The 21,199-nt window shown below is 63.1% G+C and carries 32 protein-coding genes and 1 pseudogene; all 33 read right to left on the bottom strand.

Features of this window, described 5'->3' with window-relative positions:
* Positions 1-34: 34 nt before the first annotated feature.
* Positions 35-910, bottom strand: a complete 876-nt coding sequence (locus FJ424_RS31260) for a DMT family transporter (protein ID WP_140657265.1) — start codon at positions 908-910, stop codon at positions 35-37.
* A 43-nt stretch (positions 911-953) separates the two neighbouring features.
* Positions 954-1,934, bottom strand: coding sequence for an RluA family pseudouridine synthase (locus tag FJ424_RS31255; RefSeq protein ID WP_140657169.1), 981 nt, complete (start codon positions 1,932-1,934; stop codon positions 954-956).
* A gap of 151 nt (positions 1,935-2,085) precedes the next feature.
* The gene (locus tag FJ424_RS31250; RefSeq protein ID WP_140657167.1) at positions 2,086-2,910 is read right to left on the bottom strand and encodes an aspartyl/asparaginyl beta-hydroxylase domain-containing protein; all 825 of its coding nucleotides are present in this window, start codon (positions 2,908-2,910) and stop codon (positions 2,086-2,088) included.
* Between the two features lie 284 nt (positions 2,911-3,194).
* Positions 3,195-4,505, bottom strand: a complete 1,311-nt coding sequence (locus tag FJ424_RS31245; protein ID WP_140657165.1) for a replication-associated recombination protein A — start codon at positions 4,503-4,505, stop codon at positions 3,195-3,197.
* Between the two features lie 47 nt (positions 4,506-4,552).
* A complete protein-coding gene (locus FJ424_RS31240) occupies positions 4,553-6,040 on the bottom strand; it encodes a DegQ family serine endoprotease (RefSeq protein ID WP_140646274.1) in 1,488 nt (495 codons plus the stop codon).
* 193 nt (positions 6,041-6,233) lie between these two features.
* On the bottom strand, positions 6,234-6,665 hold the full coding sequence (gene rplQ, locus FJ424_RS31235) for a 50S ribosomal protein L17 (protein WP_140657163.1): 432 nt from the start codon (positions 6,663-6,665) through the stop codon (positions 6,234-6,236).
* A gap of 104 nt (positions 6,666-6,769) precedes the next feature.
* The gene (locus tag FJ424_RS31230; protein ID WP_040983001.1) at positions 6,770-7,780 is read right to left on the bottom strand and encodes a DNA-directed RNA polymerase subunit alpha; all 1,011 of its coding nucleotides are present in this window, start codon (positions 7,778-7,780) and stop codon (positions 6,770-6,772) included.
* A gap of 97 nt (positions 7,781-7,877) precedes the next feature.
* Positions 7,878-8,267 carry a 30S ribosomal protein S11 gene (rpsK, locus tag FJ424_RS31225; RefSeq protein WP_006205444.1) on the bottom strand — a complete coding sequence of 130 codons (390 nt, stop codon included), beginning with the start codon at positions 8,265-8,267 and terminating at the stop codon, positions 7,878-7,880.
* A 141-nt stretch (positions 8,268-8,408) separates the two neighbouring features.
* Positions 8,409-8,777, bottom strand: coding sequence for a 30S ribosomal protein S13 (gene rpsM / locus FJ424_RS31220; protein ID WP_140646276.1), 369 nt, complete (start codon positions 8,775-8,777; stop codon positions 8,409-8,411).
* 210 nt (positions 8,778-8,987) lie between these two features.
* Positions 8,988-9,578, bottom strand: a complete 591-nt coding sequence (locus FJ424_RS31215) for an adenylate kinase (RefSeq protein ID WP_140657161.1) — start codon at positions 9,576-9,578, stop codon at positions 8,988-8,990.
* Positions 9,575-10,915, bottom strand: coding sequence for a preprotein translocase subunit SecY (secY, locus tag FJ424_RS31210; protein WP_140657159.1), 1,341 nt, complete (start codon positions 10,913-10,915; stop codon positions 9,575-9,577). Before secY ends, FJ424_RS31215 begins: the two co-directional genes overlap by 4 nt.
* A gap of 258 nt (positions 10,916-11,173) precedes the next feature.
* The gene (gene rplO / locus FJ424_RS31205; RefSeq protein ID WP_140657157.1) at positions 11,174-11,647 is read right to left on the bottom strand and encodes a 50S ribosomal protein L15; all 474 of its coding nucleotides are present in this window, start codon (positions 11,645-11,647) and stop codon (positions 11,174-11,176) included.
* Positions 11,648-11,669: 22 nt separating this feature from the next.
* A complete protein-coding gene (gene rpmD, locus FJ424_RS31200; RefSeq protein WP_027170355.1) occupies positions 11,670-11,867 on the bottom strand; it encodes a 50S ribosomal protein L30 in 198 nt (65 codons plus the stop codon).
* A 25-nt stretch (positions 11,868-11,892) separates the two neighbouring features.
* Positions 11,893-12,456 (bottom strand): 30S ribosomal protein S5, encoded by a 564-nt coding sequence (gene rpsE, locus FJ424_RS31195; protein WP_032933400.1) that lies wholly within the window; start codon positions 12,454-12,456, stop codon positions 11,893-11,895.
* Positions 12,457-12,604: 148 nt separating this feature from the next.
* Complete coding sequence (rplR, locus tag FJ424_RS31190) at positions 12,605-12,967, bottom strand: 50S ribosomal protein L18 (RefSeq protein ID WP_140646280.1); 363 nt, start codon at positions 12,965-12,967, stop codon at positions 12,605-12,607.
* A 138-nt stretch (positions 12,968-13,105) separates the two neighbouring features.
* The gene (gene rplF, locus FJ424_RS31185; RefSeq protein ID WP_140646281.1) at positions 13,106-13,639 is read right to left on the bottom strand and encodes a 50S ribosomal protein L6; all 534 of its coding nucleotides are present in this window, start codon (positions 13,637-13,639) and stop codon (positions 13,106-13,108) included.
* 89 nt (positions 13,640-13,728) lie between these two features.
* The gene (gene rpsH / locus FJ424_RS31180) at positions 13,729-14,127 is read right to left on the bottom strand and encodes a 30S ribosomal protein S8 (protein WP_042642201.1); all 399 of its coding nucleotides are present in this window, start codon (positions 14,125-14,127) and stop codon (positions 13,729-13,731) included.
* A gap of 12 nt (positions 14,128-14,139) precedes the next feature.
* A complete protein-coding gene (rpsN, locus tag FJ424_RS31175; RefSeq protein ID WP_042642199.1) occupies positions 14,140-14,445 on the bottom strand; it encodes a 30S ribosomal protein S14 in 306 nt (101 codons plus the stop codon).
* A gap of 26 nt (positions 14,446-14,471) precedes the next feature.
* Positions 14,472-15,050 carry a 50S ribosomal protein L5 gene (gene rplE, locus FJ424_RS31170; RefSeq protein WP_095765509.1) on the bottom strand — a complete coding sequence of 193 codons (579 nt, stop codon included), beginning with the start codon at positions 15,048-15,050 and terminating at the stop codon, positions 14,472-14,474.
* Complete coding sequence (gene rplX / locus FJ424_RS31165; protein WP_095765510.1) at positions 15,043-15,357, bottom strand: 50S ribosomal protein L24; 315 nt, start codon at positions 15,355-15,357, stop codon at positions 15,043-15,045. The genes rplE and rplX overlap by 8 nt, the downstream gene beginning before the upstream one ends.
* Before the next feature lie 12 nt (positions 15,358-15,369).
* Entirely contained in the window at positions 15,370-15,738 is a 369-nt protein-coding gene (rplN, locus tag FJ424_RS31160; protein WP_006205457.1) for a 50S ribosomal protein L14, read from the bottom strand.
* A gap of 82 nt (positions 15,739-15,820) precedes the next feature.
* Positions 15,821-16,060 carry a 30S ribosomal protein S17 gene (gene rpsQ / locus FJ424_RS31155; RefSeq protein ID WP_023675136.1) on the bottom strand — a complete coding sequence of 80 codons (240 nt, stop codon included), beginning with the start codon at positions 16,058-16,060 and terminating at the stop codon, positions 15,821-15,823.
* 11 nt (positions 16,061-16,071) lie between these two features.
* On the bottom strand, positions 16,072-16,272 hold the full coding sequence (gene rpmC, locus FJ424_RS31150) for a 50S ribosomal protein L29 (protein WP_137934271.1): 201 nt from the start codon (positions 16,270-16,272) through the stop codon (positions 16,072-16,074).
* A gap of 12 nt (positions 16,273-16,284) precedes the next feature.
* On the bottom strand, positions 16,285-16,698 hold the full coding sequence (gene rplP, locus FJ424_RS31145) for a 50S ribosomal protein L16 (protein ID WP_027170364.1): 414 nt from the start codon (positions 16,696-16,698) through the stop codon (positions 16,285-16,287).
* Between the two features lie 27 nt (positions 16,699-16,725).
* Positions 16,726-17,457 (bottom strand): 30S ribosomal protein S3, encoded by a 732-nt coding sequence (gene rpsC, locus FJ424_RS31140; RefSeq protein ID WP_140657155.1) that lies wholly within the window; start codon positions 17,455-17,457, stop codon positions 16,726-16,728.
* Positions 17,457-17,846 carry a 50S ribosomal protein L22 gene (gene rplV / locus FJ424_RS31135; protein ID WP_006205462.1) on the bottom strand — a complete coding sequence of 130 codons (390 nt, stop codon included), beginning with the start codon at positions 17,844-17,846 and terminating at the stop codon, positions 17,457-17,459. The genes rpsC and rplV overlap by 1 nt, the downstream gene beginning before the upstream one ends.
* A gap of 2 nt (positions 17,847-17,848) precedes the next feature.
* Positions 17,849-18,127 carry a 30S ribosomal protein S19 gene (gene rpsS / locus FJ424_RS31130; protein WP_015317982.1) on the bottom strand — a complete coding sequence of 93 codons (279 nt, stop codon included), beginning with the start codon at positions 18,125-18,127 and terminating at the stop codon, positions 17,849-17,851.
* Between the two features lie 16 nt (positions 18,128-18,143).
* The gene (gene rplB / locus FJ424_RS31125; RefSeq protein WP_140646282.1) at positions 18,144-18,977 is read right to left on the bottom strand and encodes a 50S ribosomal protein L2; all 834 of its coding nucleotides are present in this window, start codon (positions 18,975-18,977) and stop codon (positions 18,144-18,146) included.
* Positions 18,978-18,999: 22 nt separating this feature from the next.
* The gene (locus FJ424_RS31120) at positions 19,000-19,293 is read right to left on the bottom strand and encodes a 50S ribosomal protein L23 (protein ID WP_040983033.1); all 294 of its coding nucleotides are present in this window, start codon (positions 19,291-19,293) and stop codon (positions 19,000-19,002) included.
* Positions 19,290-19,910, bottom strand: a complete 621-nt coding sequence (gene rplD / locus FJ424_RS31115) for a 50S ribosomal protein L4 (RefSeq protein WP_140646283.1) — start codon at positions 19,908-19,910, stop codon at positions 19,290-19,292. The genes FJ424_RS31120 and rplD overlap by 4 nt, the downstream gene beginning before the upstream one ends.
* Positions 19,910-20,629 carry a 50S ribosomal protein L3 gene (gene rplC, locus FJ424_RS31110; protein WP_127252190.1) on the bottom strand — a complete coding sequence of 240 codons (720 nt, stop codon included), beginning with the start codon at positions 20,627-20,629 and terminating at the stop codon, positions 19,910-19,912. The genes rplD and rplC overlap by 1 nt, the downstream gene beginning before the upstream one ends.
* 108 nt (positions 20,630-20,737) lie before the next feature.
* Complete coding sequence (rpsJ, locus tag FJ424_RS31105) at positions 20,738-21,046, bottom strand: 30S ribosomal protein S10 (protein WP_006205468.1); 309 nt, start codon at positions 21,044-21,046, stop codon at positions 20,738-20,740.
* Positions 21,047-21,115: 69 nt separating this feature from the next.
* Positions 21,116-21,199: pseudogene (locus tag FJ424_RS31100) on the bottom strand (elongation factor Tu); the annotation flags it as partial.

Genomic DNA, 21,199 nt, shown 5'->3' with positions numbered 1-21,199 from the left:
AGAGATGGAGCAGCTTGCCGTTCGGCGAGCTGCTCTATGGTGCGGGCTGCCTGCGCGCCGGGCGATTGACGATGATCAGACCGGCGGCGATCAGGCCGAGCGCCAGGATTATCCTGGTCGTCGGCAACTCGCCCAACAGCACCGCACCGCACAGGACGCCGAACACCGGCGACAGGAAGGCGAAGCTCGACAGACCGGCGGCCGGATAGCGCGTGAGCAGCCAGAACCACAACACATAGGTGAAGGCGACGATATAGAAAGACTGGAAGAGCAGCGCCAGTGTCGGCAAGGCGGCAAGCGCACGGATCGGCGGGCCGGCGAAAGGCATCACCAGCAGGCCGACGACAGTTGCACCCGCCAGCTGGTAAAGCAGAAGCTTTTCGGCGTTGGTTTCCACCAGTTTCGACCGCTTTATGAAGATGCTGGTCGCCGCCCAGAGAATGCCCGAGCCGAGACTGAGCAGGTCACCCGTCAGTGTCGTGTCGCTGCCGGCAGTGATGCCGTCGGAGAAAACCGCCGCCAGGCCGCAGAAGGCGAGAACAAGCCCGCCGAGCTTGCGCGGGTTGATGCGCTCGCCAAGCAGGAAATGGCCGCCGATCAGGACCCAGAACGGCATGGTGTTGACCAGGAGCGTGTTGCGGGCAACGGTGGTGTATTCGAGCCCGATATAGAGGCACAGGAACTCGACGCCGAAGAGCACGCCGACGACGATGCCGGCGGGCAAAGTCCCATCCGCTTCGAATAGCTTGATGCCGCGCAGCCGGCACCAGCCAAGCACGCAGGCTCCCCCAATGAGCGATCGTGCGACCGAGACGAAGACAGGGTCGTAGCCGGCGTATGAGACCTTGGCGGCGACGTAGTTCAGGCCCCAGGAAAAGGTCAGTCCGACCATGATGACAGCCGCGGCCATGTCGACTGCATCGCGACGATCCAATGCGGGGGCGACAGCCAAGTCAGTCCTCCGCGCTCTGGTCGTCGAAGCCGATCAGGTTCCAGCTCTGGCGCATATGCGGCGGCATCGGCGCCGTGACGTCGATGACGCCCTGGTCCGGATGCGGGATGATAATGCGGCGCGCATGCAGGTGCAGGCGGTTTTGAATGCCGCCCGGGAAATCCCAGTTGGTATCTGCCTCGAAATATTTTGGGTCGCCGATGATCGGACAACCTATATAGGCGGCGTGAACGCGAAGCTGGTGGGTGCGGCCGGTATAGGGCTCCATCTCCAGCCAGGTCATCGTCTGCGCCGCCTGCTCGATGACGCGGTAGTAGGAGACGGCGTGGTCGGCGCCCTTCTCTCCATGCGCGGCCACGCGCACGCGGTCGCCATCCTCCGTCGGCTCCTTGATCAGCCAGGTCGAGATCTTGTCCTCGCGCTTGGGCGGCACGCCCTTGACCAGCGCCCAGTAGGTTTTCCTGGTCTCTCGCGCCCGGAACGCTTCCGACAGCTTCATCGCCGCAAGACGGGTGCGGGCAACCACCAGCACGCCGGACGTGTCACGGTCGAGGCGGTGGACGAGGCGCGGCTTCTCGCCCTTCTGATTGCGCCAGGCCTCGAGCATGTCGTCGACATTGCGGGTGACGCCGGAGCCGCCCTGCACGGCGAGCCCCGCTGGCTTGTTGAAGACGAAAACCTTCGGGTCCTCATGCAAGAGCATCTTGGCGAGCACGTCGGCATCGCCCTGGTTGCGGATCGAGTGACCGGTGAGCGGCGCGTCGCCCTTCTTATCGACGTCGAGCGGCGGAACGCGGACAGACTGGCCGGGCTCGACACGCGTGTCGGCCTTCACCCGGCCGCCATCGACGCGGATCTGGCCGGACCGAAGCAATTTCTGCAGATGGCCGAAGCCGAGGCCCGGATAATGGACCTTGAACCAGCGGTCGAGCCGCATGCCCGCCTCGCCGGCCTCAATCGTGATCTGTTCAACACCCGCCATGGATACGCTTTTCCGTTTGAAAGCGGCGCCATAGCACTAAGGCAGGCATTGTGCGAGCCAAAGACCCAACAAAGCGCGACGATTGCCCCAATCGCAGCCATCCGAGGTTCGGCCGCACGCTGGCCGACCTTGGATTGAAGCGGGGCCGTAGTCAGTTGGCAGCCTTCGGCTTGGACGAGCCGATCATCTTCCAGTTCTTGTAGAAGACGGAATTGATGCGCTCCACGCTGACCGAGACGATCGAGAGAAGGCCAGCGATCAGCCTCGGGAACGGAGACGGACGGATGATGTCGACGAAGACGCAATAGCGGCGGCCGTCATATTCGTTGACCGAGCGGTGGAAGAGCGTGTCGTCGAAGATGAACAGCGGGTTGTCGTACCAGTAGTTCTTCTTGCTGCCGCACTGGACGAAGATCTCCGCCTTCACCGGGATCAGGTTGTAGAGGATGCGCAGGCTGAGCCGTAGCGGTCCGAAATGCCACGACGTGGATTCGCGCTTGCTGAAAACGGATACCGCGATCGTCTTGATGTATTTGTAATCTTTGTTGAATTCGGGAACGTTGTCGATCTTGTGCTTGCCGTACCACTGGTAGACATACATGCCACGCCGGCCGGTGCCGAAATTGGCGTCGATATCGGCGATGATCTCGTCCTTGCGGGCGTTGAAGACGCCCAGCACCTCGTTGATCTCGCGCTGATAGTCCTCGGGGAACTGCTCGGGCTTCCAGACGCCGGGGTTGCGGTAGCAGAGAAGGTCGATGATCAGGTTGAACGGCGACAGCAGCCAGGTGAAAAGGCCATTGCCGAGGAAATAGCGCTCGAACAGATTCCGGTTCTTCTGGTCGTTGCGCATGACGTCGATCAGGCCGAAAACGACCCAGATGGCGGTCAGGATCGGGATGAAGTAGACGGCGAGCGCGAGAACCACGACTGCAATCGCAGCCTTGCGGAGCGTCTTGACGGTTTTCTTTGTCATTGTCATTCGCGCGGGAGCGCGATCCTGTTCCGTTTGCCAAAATCACGGCGACCCCCGCCCGCCGTGCGTCTTGATAAGATTTTTTGTTTCCCGGCACAATGCCGCGCACGGTCCCGGTGGTCGGCCCCGGATGAATATTTGGAGTATGTTACTCCACTTCAACTCAATGCACGGCCGGCAAACCAAGCTCGTCCCATCTTTCCCTAGGGATCGGATCGCCGGCCAGGAATTCGAAGCCGACGACGCTTTCGCGACGAAGCGTGCCGACCGCCGGGCCGCGCAACTCAGATGCTCCGTTCGCCGCGCAGCTTTGCCCAGTATTCCAACCGCTTGCGGATATCGCGCTCGAAACCGCGCTCCGGTGGATCGTAGAAAGTGCGCCGGCCCATCTTCTCCGGAAAATAGTCCTGGCCTGAAAACGCGTCCGGCTCGTCATGGTCGTAGCGATAGCCGGCGCCGTAATCCTCCTGCTTCATCAACTTGGTCGGCGCATTGAGGATGTGTTTGGGCGGCAGCAGCGAGCCGAACTCCTTGGCGGCCGCGGTCGCAGCCTTGAAGGCGGTGTAGACAGCGTTCGATTTCGGCGCTGTGGCCAGATAGACAGTGGCTTGGGCGAAGGCGAGTTCGCCCTCGGGCGAACCAAGATAGTCATAGGCGTCCTTGGCCGCATTGGCGACGACAAGCGCCTGTGGATCGGCGAGCCCGATATCCTCCACTGCCATGCGCACGAGCCGGCGGCCGAGATAGAGCGGATCCTCGCCGGCATCGAACATGCGGGCAAGATAGTAGAGCGCGGCATCCGGATCGGAGCCGCGCACCGATTTATGCAGCGCCGAGATCAGATTGTAATGGCCGTCCTGGCCTTTGTCGTAGATCGGGGCGCGGCGCTGGATGACGCGCTGCAGGCCCTCCGGGCCGAACACCTCGCCTTTCTTGGCGGCGCGCCAGACTTCCTCGGCCAGCGTCAGCGAGGCGCGGCCGTCGCCATCCGCCATGCGGATCAGCATCGCGCGCGCTTCTTCGTCGAGCGGCAGCGCCCTGCCCTCGGTTTCTTCCGCCCGGGCCAGAAGCTTGGCGATGCTTTCCTCGCCCAGCGAACGGAACACCAACACACGCGCTCGCGACAGAAGTGCTGCATTCAACTCAAAGGACGGGTTCTCTGTCGTGGCGCCGACCAGCACCACGGTGCCGTCTTCCATCACCGGCAAAAAACCGTCCTGCTGGGCGCGGTTGAAGCGATGGATCTCGTCGACAAAGAGCAGCGTCTGGCGGCCATTGGCGCGCCTCAGCTTCGCTGCCTCGAACACTTTCTTGAGGTCCGCGACACCGGAAAACACAGCCGAAATCTGCTCAAAGGCAAGATTGGTCTCGCCGGCGAGCAGCCGCGCCACCGTCGTCTTGCCGGTGCCGGGCGGCCCCCAGAAGATCATCGAGCCGAGCGAACCGGAATCGATCAACCTCGTCAGGGCGCCGTCGGGACCCGTCAGATGCTCCTGGCCCACGACCTCGCCGAGGTTTTTGGGGCGCAACCGGTCGGCAAGCGGTCGCCCGGGCGCCACTTTCTCCGGTTCATCGGAACTGAACAGATCGGCCATGCAAGTCTTTTGGTTGAAAAGCGATCTTCAAAGATGGGAAGACCGCCTCAATAGCGCAACACCTGGCGCAGTATCTGCCCGCCGCGCTCGACGGTAAAGCGCCACCAGCGCGTGTCCTGCTGAGCAACCTGCGCCAGCGTCGCCGCAGTGTCGATGGTGGTGCCGTTGACCTCGCGCACGATATCGCCGGGCTGGAAGCCGAAATCGGCGGCCGGCGAATCGCGGCTGATATCGATGACGGTGACGCCCTTGATATCCGTGCGAAGGCCAAGGCGCTGGGCAAGCCGGGGCGACAGCTCCGTGACCTTGGCGCCGGAAAAGGGACTGCGGCCGCGCAAGGTGACTTCGCTGGGCTTGGCGCCTTCCGGCGCGCGCTCCAGCGGAATCTCCAACGTCGCCTGCTGCCCTTTGCTCAGCACGGCAAACGTCGCCTTGGTGCCGATCGACAGCGTCGCCATGCGGTAGTCGAGCGCCTCGATGCTTTCAACCGGCGTGTTGTTGAGCGACAGGATGACGTCGCCAGGCTTCAGGCCGGCCTTGCCCGCGGGCCCGGTCGCGTCCACGGACGACACCAGGGCGCCGGTCGGCTTCTCCATGCCGAGAGATTCGGCGATCTGCGGCGTCACCATTTCGAACTCGGCGCCGATATAGGGGCGCTCGAAGAAGTCGAGCCCGGCCTTGGCGGCGTCGGCAAAGGCGCGCACCATGTTCGAGGGAATGGCGAAGCCGATGCCGATCGAGCCGCCGCTGCGGCTGTAGATCGCGGTGTTGATGCCGACCAGCTGGCCGCCCATGTTGATCAGCGCGCCGCCCGAATTGCCGGGATTGATGGCGGCATCGGTCTGGATGAAATAGCCCGAATCCGAGACGCCGATATGGCTGCGGGCAAGCGCCGAGACGATGCCGCTGGTGGTGGTCTGGCCGACGCCGAACGGGTTGCCGATGGCGAGCACCAGGTCGCCGACCTCGAGCGCGTCGGAATCGCCGATGGCGATCACCGGGAACGGCTTGTCGGCCGAGATCTTGAGCACGGCGAGATCGAGCGTCTCGTCCTTGAGCATGACCTTGGAGGTGAACTCGCGCCCGTCGGCGGTCGCGACCTTCACCTCGTCGGCATCCTTGATGACGTGGAAGTTGGTGACGATGACGCCGCTCGGATCGACCAGCACGCCGGAGCCCAGCGAGGACTGCGCGCGCGGCTGGGCACGGCCGAAGAACTCCTCGAAGAAGGGATCGCCCTCGAAAGGCGACGTCACCTTTGCGGTCTGCGAGGCATAGACATTCACCACGGCCGGGGCCGTCTGCTTGACCAGCGGCGCGAAGGAGAGCTGCACCTCCTCGCGGCCGAACGGCACGCGCTTGTCGGGGCCGGACGTGCCGTTCTCGCCCTCGACGCCATGAAGGAGATCGGTCAGCACATCGGAGAGGCCCGGATCGGCCGGCTTGGCGGCATCCTCGGCAAAAGCCTGTCTTGCGGCCGGTGCCGCGGCGAAGACCGCCAGCGCGGCAACAAGAAACAGTCGTTTGAGGTGCATTCTCGAATCCCTCCGGATAGGGCGCCATTGTCCCGACGATTGTGCAGAATGAAAGGCTAATGCACACAAATGCGACACTTGTCGCGCAAAAGCGTTCGCGTAAGGGCGAAAAATCTGCACGCCTGCCGCCCCTCCGGCAAATGCAAAAAGGGGCCCGCAGGCCCCTTGAAGTCATTGACGAAAACGCTTGACCTCAGGCGACCGCGGCTTCCTCGTTGGCGCCCTCGGCCTCGAGGCGGGCGCGGTCGGCGGCGCCCTTGGCCGAGGTGTCGCGGTCGACGAATTCGATGACCGCCATCGCGGCGTTGTCGCCCTTGCGGAAGCCCGCCTTCATGATACGCAGATAGCCGCCGTTGCGGGTGGCGTAGCGCGGGGCGTGGGTTTCGAACAGGCGCTTGACGACGCCTTCATTGCCGATCTGGGCGATGACCTGACGACGGGCGTGCAGGTCGCCGCGCTTGCCGAGCGTGACGAGCTTCTCGACGATCGGACGCAGGTCCTTCGCCTTCGGCAGGGTGGTGAGGATCTGCTCGTGCTCGATCAGAGACACGGCGAGGTTGGCGAACATTGACTTGCGGTGGCTTACGCTGCGGGCGAAGCGACGGCCTTTGAAACCGTGGCGCATGGCTCTTTTCCTTCTTCAGTTGTTCAAGAGGCCACGGCCTCTGATGGTTTTCCGCATGACCGTCGGATCGAGCGGCTCTCGCCGCCGATCCTTGGAATTCATGCTCAATATTGGTCTTCGTAACGCTTGGCGAGGTCTTCGATGTTTTCCGGCGGCCAGTCCGGCACTTCCATGCCGAGATGGAGGCCCATGGCCGCCAGCACTTCCTTGATCTCGTTCAGCGACTTGCGGCCGAAGTTCGGGGTGCGCAGCATCTCGGCTTCGGTCTTCTGGATCAGGTCGCCGATATAGACGATGTTGTCGTTCTTCAGGCAGTTGGCCGAACGCACCGAAAGCTCGAGCTCGTCGACCTTCTTGAGCAGCGCCGGGTTGAAGGCGAGCTCGGTGACGGCTTCGGCGGCGACTTCCTTCTGCGGCTCGTCGAAGTTGACGAACAGCGCAAGCTGGTCCTGCAGAATGCGGGCGGCGAAAGCCACCGCGTCCTCGCCCGAGATCGAGCCGTTGGTCTCGATGGTCATGGTCAGCTTGTCGTAGTCGAGCACCTGGCCCTCGCGGGTGTTCTCGACTTTGTAGGAGACCTTCTTGACCGGCGAGTAGAGGCTGTCGACCGGGATCAGGCCGATCGGCGCGTCCTCGGCGCGGTTGCGCTCTGCCGGCACATAGCCCTTGCCGGTGTCGACGGTGAACTCCATGCGGATCTCGGCGCCCTCGTCCAGCGTGCAGATGACGTGGTCGGGGTTGAGGATCTCGACGTCGCCCACGGTCTGGATGTCGCCGGCGAGCACGGCGCCCGGGCCCTGCTTGCGAACGACCATGCGCTTGGGACCATCGCCTTCCATGCGGATGGCGATTTCCTTGATGTTGAGCACGATGTCGGTCACGTCCTCGCGCACGCCGGCGATGGACGAGAATTCATGCAGCACGCCGTCGATCTGCACGGCGGTGACGGCCGCGCCGCGCAGCGAAGACAGAAGCACGCGCCGCAGCGCGTTGCCCAGCGTCAAGCCAAAGCCGCGCTCGAGCGGCTCGGCCACCAGCGTGGTCAGCGTCTTCTTCTTCGACGAGAACTCGATCTTGTTCGGCTTGATCAGTTCCTGCCAGTTTTTCTGGATCATAAATGTCTTCCTTCCTTTGCCCCGCCACCATCCAATCGTGGCGGGCGACACGGAAAACCGCGGAGGAACGCCGTGGCGTTCGCGCGGCGCTTAAAAATCAGACGCGGCGCTTCTTGCGCGGACGGCAGCCATTGTGCGGGATCGGCGTCACGTCACGGATCGAGGTGATGGTGAAGCCCGCCGCCTGCAGCGCGCGGAGCGCCGATTCACGGCCGGAGCCGGGTCCGCAGACCTCGACCTCGAGCATGCGCATGCCGTGTTCCTGGGCCTTCTTGGCGACGTCCTCGGCAGCCATCTGGGCGGCGAACGGGGTCGACTTGCGCGAACCCTTGAAACCTTGCGCGCCGGCCGACGACCAGGCAATCGAATTGCCCTGCGCGTCGGTGATGGTGATCATGGTGTTGTTGAAGGTCGAATTGACGTGGGCAACGCCCGACGAAATGTTCTTGCGTTCGCGACGGCGAACACGAGCGGCTTCCTTGGCCATGGTAGTCCTTTCAGTTGATCTCTACACCGCCGTAATGCCAGCGGCTCCACCTTGGGAAGGCAGTAGGGGAGTAAGGCAGTAAGGGAGTAGGGAAAACACAATCCCTATTGCCTTACTGCCCTACTCCCTTACTCCCCTAAATTACTTCTTCTTGCCGGCGATCGCCTTGGCCGGACCCTTGCGGGTGCGCGCATTGGTATGCGTGCGCTGGCCGCGGACCGGCAGCGAGCGGCGGTGACGCAGGCCGCGGTAGCAGCCGAGGTCCATGAGCCGCTTGATGTTCATCGAGACTTCACGGCGCAGGTCGCCTTCGACCTGGTAATCACGGTCGATCGCCTCGCGGATCTGCAACACTTCCGCGTCGGTCAGTTGGTTGACGCGGCGGTCCGCCGGGATGCCGACCTTGTCGACGATCTCCTGGGCAAACTTCTTGCCGATGCCGTGAATGTACTGAAGCGCGATGACGACGCGCTTGTTAGTCGGAATGTTGACGCCGGCTATACGAGCCATTTTCTTCTCTTTCTCCATGTGGGCCGGGCATGCCCGGCGCTGTCGAAGTTGCCCCGCGTCCGGTGGAGGCCGGCCCTTGCGGGAGTTTCCTGGTTCAAAGCGACCGCCTTGCCCGCAAGGGCAAGCAAAGTCCATGCCTGATAGGAAGACGGGCCGCCATACCCCAACGGCCCACTTCAGTCAAGCGCAATCTTTAATTGTCGGCCCGGCCTACTTCGCCGCAGCCGCGAGGACCTTGCCGATCTCGGCGGTCACGGCATCGATACTGGCCATGCCGTCGACGGTCTTGAGCTTGCCTTTGGCGTAGTAGTAGCCGATCAGCGGCGCCGTCTTCTTGTAGTATTCGCGCAGGCGTTCCTCGAACACCGCCGGGTTGTCGTCCTTGCGCACCGGCTGGCCGGCGGCCTTGGCATCTTCGGCGCGTTTGACGATTCGCCCAACCAGCGCCTTGTCATCGACGACGAGCTCGATGACGGTGTCGAGCGCTATGCCGCGCTCGGCGAGCATCGCCTCCACCGCGTCGGCCTGGACCAGCGTGCGCGGATAACCATCGAGGATGAAACCCTTGGCGCAATCCGGCTGATCGATGCGTTCGGCGACGATGGCGTTGACGATCGCATCCGAGACCAGCTCACCGGCATCCATCACCGCCTTGGCACGCTTGCCGACCTCGGTTCCGGCCTGGACGGCGGCACGCAGCATGTCACCAGTCGAGAGCTGAGGGATGCCGTGTTTTTCTACCAGTCTTTGTGCTTGCGTCCCCTTGCCCGCTCCTGGCGGCCCAAGCAATATCAGCCTCATCTGCTCCTCTTCCCCCCGCGCAACTTCGACTTCTTGATCAGGCCCTCATACTGGTGCGCGATCAGGTGACCCTGAATCTGCGCCACCGTGTCGAGCGTGACACTGACCACGATCAGAAGCGATGTGCCACCGAGGTAGAAAGGTACGCCAGTCGCCGAAATCAGGAACTCCGGCAGCAGACAGACCAGCACCAGATAAATGGCGCCGATGACGGTTATGCGGGTCAGAACATAGTCGATATAGTCGGCGGTGCGCTCGCCCGGACGATAGCCCGGGATGAAGCCGGAGTGCTTCTTGAGCTGGTCGGCCGTGTCCTTCGGGTTGAAGACGATCGCCGTGTAGAAGAAGGCGAAGAAGACGATCATGCCCGCATAGAAGACCATGTAGAGCGGCTGGCCGTGGCCGAGCGAAGCGAGGATCGTGCTGGCCCAGGCCGGAAGGTTCGTCGTCTGCGAGAAGCCCGCGACCGTCGCCGGCAGAAGCAGCAGCGAGGACGCGAAGATCGGCGGGATGACGCCAGAGGTGTTGAGCTTCAGCGGCAGATGCGAGGTATCGCCCTGGAACATGCGGTTGCCGACCTGGCGCTTCGGATACTGGATGAGCAGACGGCGCTGTGCGCGCTCGAAGAAAACGATGAGCGCGATGACGATGATGGCCAGCACGATGATCGCGAGGATGAGGCCCGTCGACAGCGCGCCGGTGCGGCCGAGTTCCAGCGTGCCGGAGATCGCGCGGGGCAGGCCGGCGACGATGCCGGAGAAGATGATCAGCGAAATGCCGTTACCGATGCCGCGCGCGGTGATCTGCTCGCCGAGCCACATCAGGAACATGGTGCCGCCGACCAGCGTGACGACGGTCGAGATGCGGAAGAACATGCCGGGATCGTTGACGATGCCGTTGCCGCCCTCGAGGCCGATCGAAATGCCGTAGGCCTGGATCAGCGCCAGGAGCACGGTGCCGTAGCGCGTGTACTGGTTGATGATCTTGCGACCCTGCTCGCCTTCCTTCTTCAGCGTTTCCAGCGAAGGGATGACCGAGGTCATCAGCTGCATGATGATGGAGGCGGAGATATAGGGCATGATGCCCAGCGCGAAGATCGCCATGCGCTGCACGGCGCCGCCGGCGAACATGTTGAACATGCCGAGCACGCCCTTGCTCTGCGAGGAGAAGGCTTGGGCGAAAGCGTCGGGATTGATGCCGGGAAGCGGGATATAGGTGCCGAGGCGGTAGACGAGCAGCGCGCCGATGGTGAACCAGATGCGCTTCTTGAGGTCCTCGGCCTTGGCGAAGGCCGCGAAATTCAGATTGGAGGCTAGTTGTTCAGCAGCCGAGGCCATGCCTGATTCTCCGCTAGACCATGATGCCGAAAAGTGTGGAGCGGTTTTCGGACGATATCATGCTCTACTTCTTTTGATTTCCATGTCACGCTCGATGCCCGCAGCTCAGGCGGCGCGTGTCACCGAAGCTCACGAGATAAGCTCCGGACCGTAAACATGCAAGCGGCCGCGTTGACGCGGCCGCCCAATTCATCCGGTCAAAGCGCGGTTCGACGGAAAATGCGAAATCATCCCGGTCGGCCGCGCTTCAAATCGCCGTTAATCGGCGGCGGCCGCTTCCGGCAGCTTCACCGAACCGCCGGCCTTCTCGATCTTCTCGATCGCGGCCTTGGAGGCGCCGGCGACGTCGAAGGAGAGCTTGGCCTTGAGTTCGCCGTCGGACAGCACGCGCACGCCGTCCTTGGCGCGGCGGATGACGCCGGCGGCAACCAGGGCCTCGGCCGTCACGGTCGCCTTGGCGTCGAGCTTCTTGGCATCGATCGCGGCCTGGATACGAGCCAGCGACACAACGGTGAAGCTCTTGGCGAAGATGTTGTTGAAGCCACGCTTCGGCAGGCGCCGGTAGAGCGGCATCTGGCCGCCCTCGAAGCCGTTGATGGCAACGCCCGAGCGGGCCTTCTGGCCCTTGACGCCGCGACCGGCGGTCTTGCCCGAGCCGGAGCCGATGCCGCGACCGAGGCGCTTCCTGGAGTGCGTGGCGCCGTCCTTGTCACGCAGATCGTTGAGTTTCATGTTTCTTCTCCTGCGCTTCCGTTCAGGCCTCGTCCACGACGCGGACGAGGTGCTGGACGGCGGCGATCATGCCGCGCACCGAAGGGGTATCTTCCAGCGTGCGCCGCTTGTGCATCTTGTTCAGGCCGAGGCCGACCAGCGTCGCGCGCTGCTCCTTCGGCCGGCGGATCGGCGAGCCGATCTGCTCGACGGTGATGGTCTTGGTAGCTTTCTTGGCCATGGTCGAAATCCCTGGTCAGCGTCGACTATTCTTCAGCCGCAACGGCGGTGCCGCGGCGGGCCTGAAGGGTCGAATACTTGATGCCGCGCGCGGCAGCCACATCCTTCGGATGCATCTGGCTCTTCAGCGCGTCGAAGGTGGCGCGAACCATGTTGTAGGGGTTCGACGAACCCATCGACTTGGCGACCACGTCATGCATGCCGAGCGTCTCGAAGACGGCGCGCATCGGGCCGCCGGCGATGATGCCGGTACCCTGCTTGGCGGCGCGCAGCAGAACGCGCCCAGCGCCCCAACGGCCCTCGACGTCGTGATGCAGCGTGCGGCCCGAACGCAGCGGCACGAAGATCATGTCGCGCTTGGCCGACTCGGTCGCCTTGCGGATCGCTTCCGGCACTTCGCGCGCCTTGCCGTGGCCGAAGCCGACGCGGCCCTTCTGGTCGCCGACGACGACGAGAGCGGCAAAGCCGAAACGACGGCCGCCCTTCACCACCTTGGCGACGCGGTTGATGTGGACGAGCTTGTCCACCATGCCGTCGTCACGCTCTTCGCGCTCGCGGCCGCGGCCGCCTTCTCTACGTTCCTGTGCCATATCCTAATCCTTGTTCTTTTCCGGAAGCACGGGTTGCTGTTTGCCGACGCCGCTTCGGGTCGTCAGCGGCGAATTTTTCCTTTGCATGATCTTACCCGAAAAGTCTGCAACTTTTTGCTGCGCGGACCTCCCGGTTCGGGATCATGCATTAGAAGCTGAGACCGCCTTCGCGGGCAGCCTCGGCCAGCGCCTTGACGCGGCCATGATAGATATACGGGCCGCGGTCGAAGACGACTTCCTTGACGCCTGCCTTGGTGGCGCGCTCGGCGATCAGCTTGCCGACCGCGGCGGCGGCAGAGGTGTCGGCGCCGGTCTTGAGCGAACCCTTGAGGTCCTTCTCCAGCGTCGAGGCGGCGGCCAGCGTGTGGCCGTTGGCGTCGTCGATGACCTGGACGTAAATGTTCTTCGAGGTGCGGTGCACCGAAAGCCGCGGACGTTCGCCGGCGACCTTCTTCAGCTGGCGGCGCACGCGCTGCGCGCGGCGTTGGATGGTTTCTTTGGGACTTGCCATAATGTCAGTTCCTTGCCTTCAGAAAACGGGGGCAACCCTGTGCGGTAGGCCAAGCCTCCCGCGGCCGCTCCCCGCGGCGTTACACTTCTGCGGCTTGGCCCTTTGCGAAAAGTCTGCAACTTTTCGGGGCCAGGCCTATTACTTCTTCTTGCCTTCCTTGCGCACGATGCGCTCGTTGGCATAGCGCACGCCCTTGCCCTTGTAGGGCTCGGGGCCGCGATATTCGCGGATCTCGGCGGCGACCTGGCCAACCTGCTGCTTATCGATGCCCGAGACGGTGATTTCGGTCGGCTTAGGCACCGTAATGGTGATACCCTGCGGCGTCTGATAAACCACGTCGTGGCTGAAGCCGAGCGCCAGCTGCAGGTTCTTGCCCTGCAACGCCGCGCGATAGCCGACGCCGGTGATCTCGAGCTTCTTCTCGAAGCCGTCCCTCACGCCCTGCAAGATGTTGACGATCTGCGTGCGCGACATGCCCCACTTGGAGCGGGCGTTCTTGGTCTGGTCGCGCGGCTCGACGGAGATCTCGTTGTTCTCCATCTTCACCAGCACTTCGTCGTTCACCACGAACTTCAGCTCGCCCTTGGGGCCCTTCGCCGTCACGGTCTGGCCGTTGACGGACGCGGTCACGCCCTGCGGCAGCAAAACGGGTTTCTTTCCGATACGAGACATTTTGTTGTCCTCGTCACTTCTTTCGTTTCAGGTCCAGTTCCCGGGCGCGATCCCGAGAACCGAAGCCCATTCATCAATCTCGCGCCGGATCAGAAGATCTGGCAGAGGATCTCGCCGCCGACATTCTGCTCGCGCGCTTCATGGTCGGCCATGACGCCCTTCGGCGTCGAAAGGATGGCGATGCCGAGGCCGTTGGCGACCTGCGGGATCGACTTGGCCGAGACATAGACGCGGCGGCCGGGCTTCGAGACGCGCTCGATTTCGCGCACGACCGGAGCGCCGTCGAAATACTTCAGCTCGATCTCGATTTCGGACTTGCCGTTTTCGAAATCGGTCTGGCTGTAGTCGCGGATATAGCCTTCCGACTTCAGCACTTCGAGGACGCGGGCGCGCAGACGCGAGGCCGGGGTCGAAACGCTCGACTTCTTGCGGCCATAGGCGTTGCGGATGCGGGTCAGCATATCGCCGAGAGGATCGCTCAATGACATCTCAGTGTCTCCTTACCAGCTCGACTTGACCAGGCCCGGGATCTGGCCGGTATTGCCCAGATCGCGAAGCGCGATACGCGAAAGCTTCAGCTTGCGATAATAGGCGCGCGGACGGCCCGTCACTTCGCAGCGGTTGCGGATGCGGATCTTGGCCGAGTTGCGCGGCAGCGCCGAAAGCTTCAACTGGGCGCGAAAACGCTCTTCCATCGGCTTGGACTGATCCATGATGATGGCCTTGAGCGCCGTGCGCTTGGCGGCATACTGGTCGGCGAGCTTGCGGCGCCGGTTGTTCTTCTCGACTGAGCTGGTCTTTGCCATTTCAGATGTTTCCTTTTTCGCTGCCGTTACTGGCGGAAGGGGAAGTTGAAGGCCTTGAGCAGTGCTCTTGCCTCGTCGTCCGTCTTCGCCGTCGTACAAACGATGACGTCCATGCCCCAGACCTGATCAACCTTGTCGTAGTTGATCTCCGGGAACACGATGTGCTCCTTGATGCCCATGGCATAGTTGCCACGGCCGTCAAAGCTCTTCGGGTTCAGTCCGCGGAAGTCGCGAACGCGTGGCAGCGCGATGTTCACGAGGCGGTCCAGGAACTCGTACATGCGTTCCTTGCGCAGCGTGACCTTGGCGCCGATCGGCATGTTCTCGCGCACCTTGAAGCCGGCAATCGAGTTGCGGGCGCGGGTGACGACGGCCTTCTGGCCGGCGATCAGCGCGAGATCCTCGGCCGCGACCGAGGGCTTCTTGGAGTCTGCGGTTGCTTCGCCGACACCCATGTTCAGCACGATCTTGTCGATGCGCGGAACCTGCATGTCGTTGTCGTAGCCGAACTGCTCCTGCATCGCCTTGCGGATGGTCTCGTTGTAGACCTTCTTGAGGCGCGGCTCGTTCTTGGCAGTTGCCTGCTTGGTTTCAGCCTTAGCCATTGATGACTTCTCCCGAACGCTTGGCGACGCGCACCTTCTTGCCATCCTTCTGGATGGTGAAGCCGACGCGGGTCGGCTTGCCGTCCTTGGGGTCGGCCAGCGCGATATTCGACAGGTGGATCGGCGCTTCCTTGGTGATGATCCCGGCCTCTTGGGACTGGGTCTGCTTCTGGTGACGGCGAATGAGGTTCACGCCGCGGACGACCGCGGTGTCTTCCTTCGGCTGCACCGACAGGACTTCGCCCGAACGGCCCTTGTCCTTGCCGGCAAGCACAACGACCTTGTCGCCTTTTTTGATCTTTTGCATTGGTCCGGCTCCTTACAGCACTTCAGGCGCGAGCGAGATGATCTTCATGTGGTTCTTGGCGCGCAATTCGCGCGGAACCGGTCCGAAGATACGGGTGCCGATCGGCTCTTTCTTATTGTCGACGAGAACGGCCGCGTTCTTGTCGAAACGGATCACGCTGCCGTCCGGGCGGCGGATGTCCTTGGCCGTGCGAACCACGACCGCCTTCATCACATCGCCCTTCTTAACGCGGCCGCGCGGAATGGCTTCCTTGATCGACACCACGATGATGTCGCCGACGGAGGCATATTTCCGCTTCGAGCCGCCCAGCACCTTGATGCACATGACACGACGGGCGCCGGAATTGTCCGCGACGTCGAGGTTTGTTTGCATCTGAATCATGACTGGCCGCCTTCTTCTTTTCTAACGGGACGGGTTCTTCACCCCTCCCCGGTCTGTCCAAAATTCGGTTCGTTCGCCCGGATCAAGCCTGATCCGAAGAGACGACAACCCAGCGCTTGTCCTTGGAAATCGGCTTCGATTCCTGGATGAACACCTGGTCGCCGACCTTGTGGGCGTTGTTCTCGTCGTGCGCCTTGTACTTCTTGGTCATGCGCACGGTCTTCTTCATCACCGGATGGGTGAAGCGACGCTCGACCTTGACCACGACCGTCTTCTCGTTCTTGTCGCTGACGACGGTGCCCTGCAGGATGCGCTTTGGCATGGTTCTCGTCCTTAAGCCTTCTTGGCCGCGGATTTTTCCGCGGCGATGGTCTTGATGCGCGCGATGTCCTTGCGGACCTGCTTCACGCGCGCGGTCTTCTCGAGCTGGCCGGTGGCCTTCTGGAAGCGCAGGTTGAACTGCTCCTTCTTGAGGGCCGCCAGGTCGTCGGTCAGCTGATCCTGGGTCTTGGTCCGGATGTCTTCGGCTTTCATGATCGCCTGTCCTTATTCTGCGATGCGCTGCACGAAGCGCGTCTTGACCGAGAGCTTGGCGGCGCCGAGACGCAGCGCTTCACGAGCCGTCTCCTCGCTAACGCCGTCGATCTCGAACATGATACGGCCGGGCTTGACGCGCGCCGCCCAGTAGTCGACTGCGCCCTTGCCCTTACCCATGCGGACTTCGGTCGGCTTCGAGGTGACCGGCAGGTCCGGGAACACCCGGATCCAGACGCGGCCGGCGCGCTTCATCTCGCGGGTGATCGCGCGGCGGGCCGCCTCGATCTCGCGCGCGGTGACGCGGTTCGGCTCAAGCGCCTTCAGCCCGAAACCGCCGAAATCCAGATTGGTGCCGCCCTTGGCGGTACCGTGGATACGGCCCTTGAACTGCTTGCGGAACTTTGTGCGCTTTGGCTGCAGCATCGTTCTAACTCCAAATTCTCAAATGTCTCAGGCGTTCTCGCGACGGCGGCCGCGTTCACGCTCACCGCCAGCACCGCCGCCATGCGCGGCATCACCTTCGGTTGCACGGCGCTCGGAGGCCATCGGGTCATGCTCGAGGATCTCGCCCTTGAACACCCACACCTTGACGCCGCAGATACCGTAGGCCGTGTTCGCCTCGGCGGTGCCGTAGTCGACATCGGCGCGCAGCGTATGCAGCGGCACGCGGCCTTCGCGGTACCACTCCATGCGCGCGATTTCGGCGCCGCCGAGACGGCCGGAGCAGTTGATGCGGATGCCTTCGGCGCCGAGACGCATGGCCGACTGAACGGCACGCTTCATAGCGCGGCGGAACGCGATGCGGCGCTCGAGCTGCTGGGCGATCGACTGGGCGACCAGCGTGGCGTCGATTTCCGGCTTGCGCACTTCGACGATGTTGAGGTGCGTTTCGGACTTCGTCATCTCGGTCAGCTTCTTGCGAAGCTTCTCGATGTCGGCGCCCTTCTTGCCGATGATGAGGCCCGGACGCGCGGCGTGGATGGTGACGCGGCACTTCTTGTGCGGACGCTCGATCACGACCTTCGAGATCGCGGCCTGCTTGAGTTCCTTCTCGAGATACTTGCGGATCTTGAGGTCCTCGTGCAGCAGCTGGCCGTATTCGCCGGTGTTCGCGAACCAGCGCGAATCCCAGGTACGGTTGATGCCGAGACGCAGCCCGATCGGATTGACTTTCTGGCCCATTATGCGGCCTCCCCTTTTTCCTCGACTTCACGAACGACGATCGTGAGGTGCGAGAACGGCTTTTCGATACGGCTGGCGCGACCGCGGCCACGGGCGTGGAAACGCTTCATGACGATCGACTTGCCGACATAGGCTTCCGCCACGATCAGAGCGTCAACGTCGAGGTCGTGATTGTTTTCCGCGTTGGCGATCGCCGATTCCAGCGTCTTCTTGACCGTGCCGGAAATCCGCTTGGCCGAGAATTCAAGATCGGAAAGCGCTGTCGCGACCTTCTTGCCGCGGATCAGCGCGGCAACCAAGTTGAGCTTCTGCGGGCTGATGCGGATCGTGCGCAGAACGGCACGCGCCTCGTTATCAGCAAGCCTGCGCGGAGCTTTGGCCTTGCCCATGATTATTTCCTCTTCGCCTTTTTATCCGCGCCGTGACCGTAATAGGTCCGGGTCGGAGCGAATTCACCGAACTTGTGGCCGACCATGTCCTCGTTCACCGAGACGGGAACGTGCTTCTGGCCGTTGTAGACACCGAAGGTGAGGCCGACGAACTGCGGCAGGATGGTGGAGCGACGGCTCCACATCTTGATCACCTCATTGCGACCACCTTCACGAACCTTGTCCACCTTCTTGAGAAGGTAGCCGTCGATGAAGGGGCCTTTCCAAATCGAACGAGTCACTTGGCGTTACCTCTTCTTAGCTCTTGCGCTGATGACGCGAGCGCAGGATGAACTTGTCGGTCGCCTTGTTGGACCGCGTCTTCTTGCCCTTGGTCGGCTTGCCCCACGGGGAAACCGGATGGCGACCACCGGAGGTGCGGCCTTCGCCGCCGCCATGCGGATGGTCAACCGGGTTCATGGTCACGCCGCGATTGTGCGGGCGCTTGCCGCGCCACACGGTGCGACCGGCCTTGCCGTCATTGATGTTGCCGTGGTCGGGGTTCGACACGGCACCCACAGTGGCCATGCAGGAGCCGTGCACGACACGCTGCTCGCCCGAGTTGAGGCGCAGGATCGCCATGCCCTGGTCGCGGCCGACGAGCTGGGCGTAACCGCCAGCTGAACGGGCGACTTGGCCGCCCTTGCCCGGCTTCAGCTCGATGTTGTGGACGATCGTGCCGACCGGCATCGCGGCCAGAGGCATCGCGTTGCCCGGCTTCACGTCGACCGCTTCGCCGGCCACGATCTTGTCGCCGGCAGCAAGACGCTGCGGGGCCAGGATGTAGGACAGCTCGCCGTCGTCATACTTGATCAGCGCGATGAAGGCGGTGCGGTTCGGATCGTATTCGATACGCTCGACCGTGCCGACGACGTCGTACTTCTTACGCTTGAAGTCGATGATGCGGTACGAACGCTTGTGACCGCCGCCGATGAAGCGGGCCGTGATGCGGCCGTAATTGTTGCGGCCGCCCGACTTGGTCAGGCCTTCGGTCAGCCCCTTGACGGGCTTGCCCTTGTAGAGGCCCGAGCGGTCGACGATGACCAGCTGGCGGGTGCTCGGCGTTACCGGGTTGAATTTCTTGAGTGCCATTGTCCTGTCCTCGCGGCCTTGCTCAGAGACCCGTCGCGACGTCGATCGACTGGCCGTCGGCCAGCGTCACAACCGCCTTCTTGACGTCGCCCTGGCGGCCAACAGTGCCGCGGAAGCGCTTGATCTTGCCCTTGCGGACGAGCGTGTTCACAGCCGTCACCTTGACGCCGAAGAGAGCTTCCACGGCAGCCTTGATTTCCGGCTTCGACGCCTTCTTGGCGACGTTGAAGACGACCTGGTTCTGCTCGGAAGCCATGGTCGACTTTTCGGTGATCGCCGGCGAGACGATCACGTCGTAGTGACGGAGGTCGGTCATTTAAAGCGCTCCTCGAGAGCCTCGACGGCGGCCTTCGAAAGGACCAGCGTGCCGCGGCGCAGAATGTCGTAGACGTTGATGCCCTGGATGGGCAGCACGTCGATGTTGGGAATGTTGGTCGCGGCCAGCTTGAAGTTCTGGTCAAGCTCGGCGCCGCCGATAACCAGGGCGTTGGTCAGCCCCAGCGTCTCGAGGTTCGCCACCAGCGCCTTGGTCTTGGCTTCGGTGAGCTTCAGCTCGTCGACGATGATCAGCGAAGCGCTCTTGGCCTTGGCTGAGAGAGCGTGCTTGAGGCCAAGCGCACGGACCTTCTTCGGCAGCTCGTGCTCGTGGCTGCGAACGACCGGGCCGTGCGCCTTGCCGCCGCCGCGGAACTGCGGAGCGCGAGCCGAGTGGTGACGGGCGCGGCCCGTACCCTTCTGCTTGTACATCTTGGCGCCGGTGCGCGCGATTTCGGCGCGGCCCTTGGCCTTGTGCGTGCCCTGCTGCTTCTTGGCGAGTTGCCAGCGCACGACGCGCTGCAGGATGTCCTCGCGCGGATCAAGGCCGAAAATCTCCTCGGAGAGTTTCACCTTGCCGGCGTCCTTGCCGCCCAGCGTTGTGATCTTGAGATCCATTATTCGGCTCCCTCAGTGGCCGGGGCTTCGTTCTTGGCGGCAGCAGCGGCACGGATCGCGGCGGGCTTCGGCGCATTGGCCGGCAGCGCAACCTTGGCGGCGTCGCGAACCAGGATCCAGGCGCCCTTGACGCCGGGAACCGCGCCGCGGATCAGGATCAGGCCGCGATCGGCGTCGGTCGAGACGACCTCGACATTCTGCGTGGTGACGCGGGTGTCGCCCATGTGGCCGGCCATCTTCTTGCCCTTGAACACCTTGCCGGGGTCCTGGCGCTGACCAGTCGAACCGTGCGTGCGGTGCGAGACCGAGTTACCGTGCGTGGCGCGGCCGCCACCCATGTGGTGACGCTTGATCACGCCCTGGAAGCCCTTGCCGGTCGAAGTGCCCGTGACGTCGACCTTCTGGCCGGCGACAAAGTGCTCGACGGTCAGCTCGGCGCCGACGTCGATCATGTTGTCGGCGGAGACGCGGAACTCGGCGACCTTCGCCTTCGGCTCGACGGAAGCGGCGGCGAAATGGCCGCGCATCGCCTTCGACGTGTTCTTCACCTTGGCAAGGCCAACGCCGAGCTGGACGGCGGTGTAGCCGTTCTTCTCCTGCGTGCGCTGGGCCACGACCTGGCAGTTCTCCATCTGGAGAACGGTGACGGGAACGTGCTCCCCGGCATCGTTGTAGATGCGGGTCATTCCCACCTTCTTTGCAATCACACCTGAACGCATCGGTTCAATTCCTTTAGAGTTCCCTGTCGGGGCTATCGCCCCTCCACGCCTCTTGTTCCTTTAGAGTTCCGGGCCAGGGGCACCGCCCCTTACCGCGCTCTCATTCCCTTAGAGCTTGATCTCGACGTCGACACCGGCCGCCAGATCGAGCTTCATCAAAGCATCGACCGTCTGCGGGGTCGGATCGACGATGTCGAGCAGCCGCTTGTGCGTGCGCATCTCGAACTGCTCACGGCTCTTCTTGTCGACGTGGGGCGACCGGTTGACCGTGAATTTCTCGATCCGCGTCGGCAGCGGAATGGGGCCGCGGACGTTGGCGCCGGTGCGCTTGGCGGTCGACACGATTTCGCGCGTCGAGGCGTCGAGCACCCGGTGGTCAAACGCCTTAAGGCGGATGCGGATATTCTGTCCGTTCATGCGTCAATTCCTTGTTCTGGCGCGGCGCGGGCAGCTCCCGCGCCCGCGACAGATCGGTTTCAGTCCAAATTACTCTTTGATGGTGACGACGATGCCGGCACCGACGGTGCGGCCGCCTTCACGGATGGCGAAGCGCAGCTTCTCTTCCATGGC

Origin of the sequence: Mesorhizobium sp. B3-1-8 (assembly GCF_006439495.1) — a bacterium.
Classification (GTDB): domain Bacteria; phylum Pseudomonadota; class Alphaproteobacteria; order Rhizobiales; family Rhizobiaceae; genus Mesorhizobium.
Note: the sequence above shows the minus strand (reverse complement) of the source record. Positions and strands in the feature narration are given on the sequence as shown.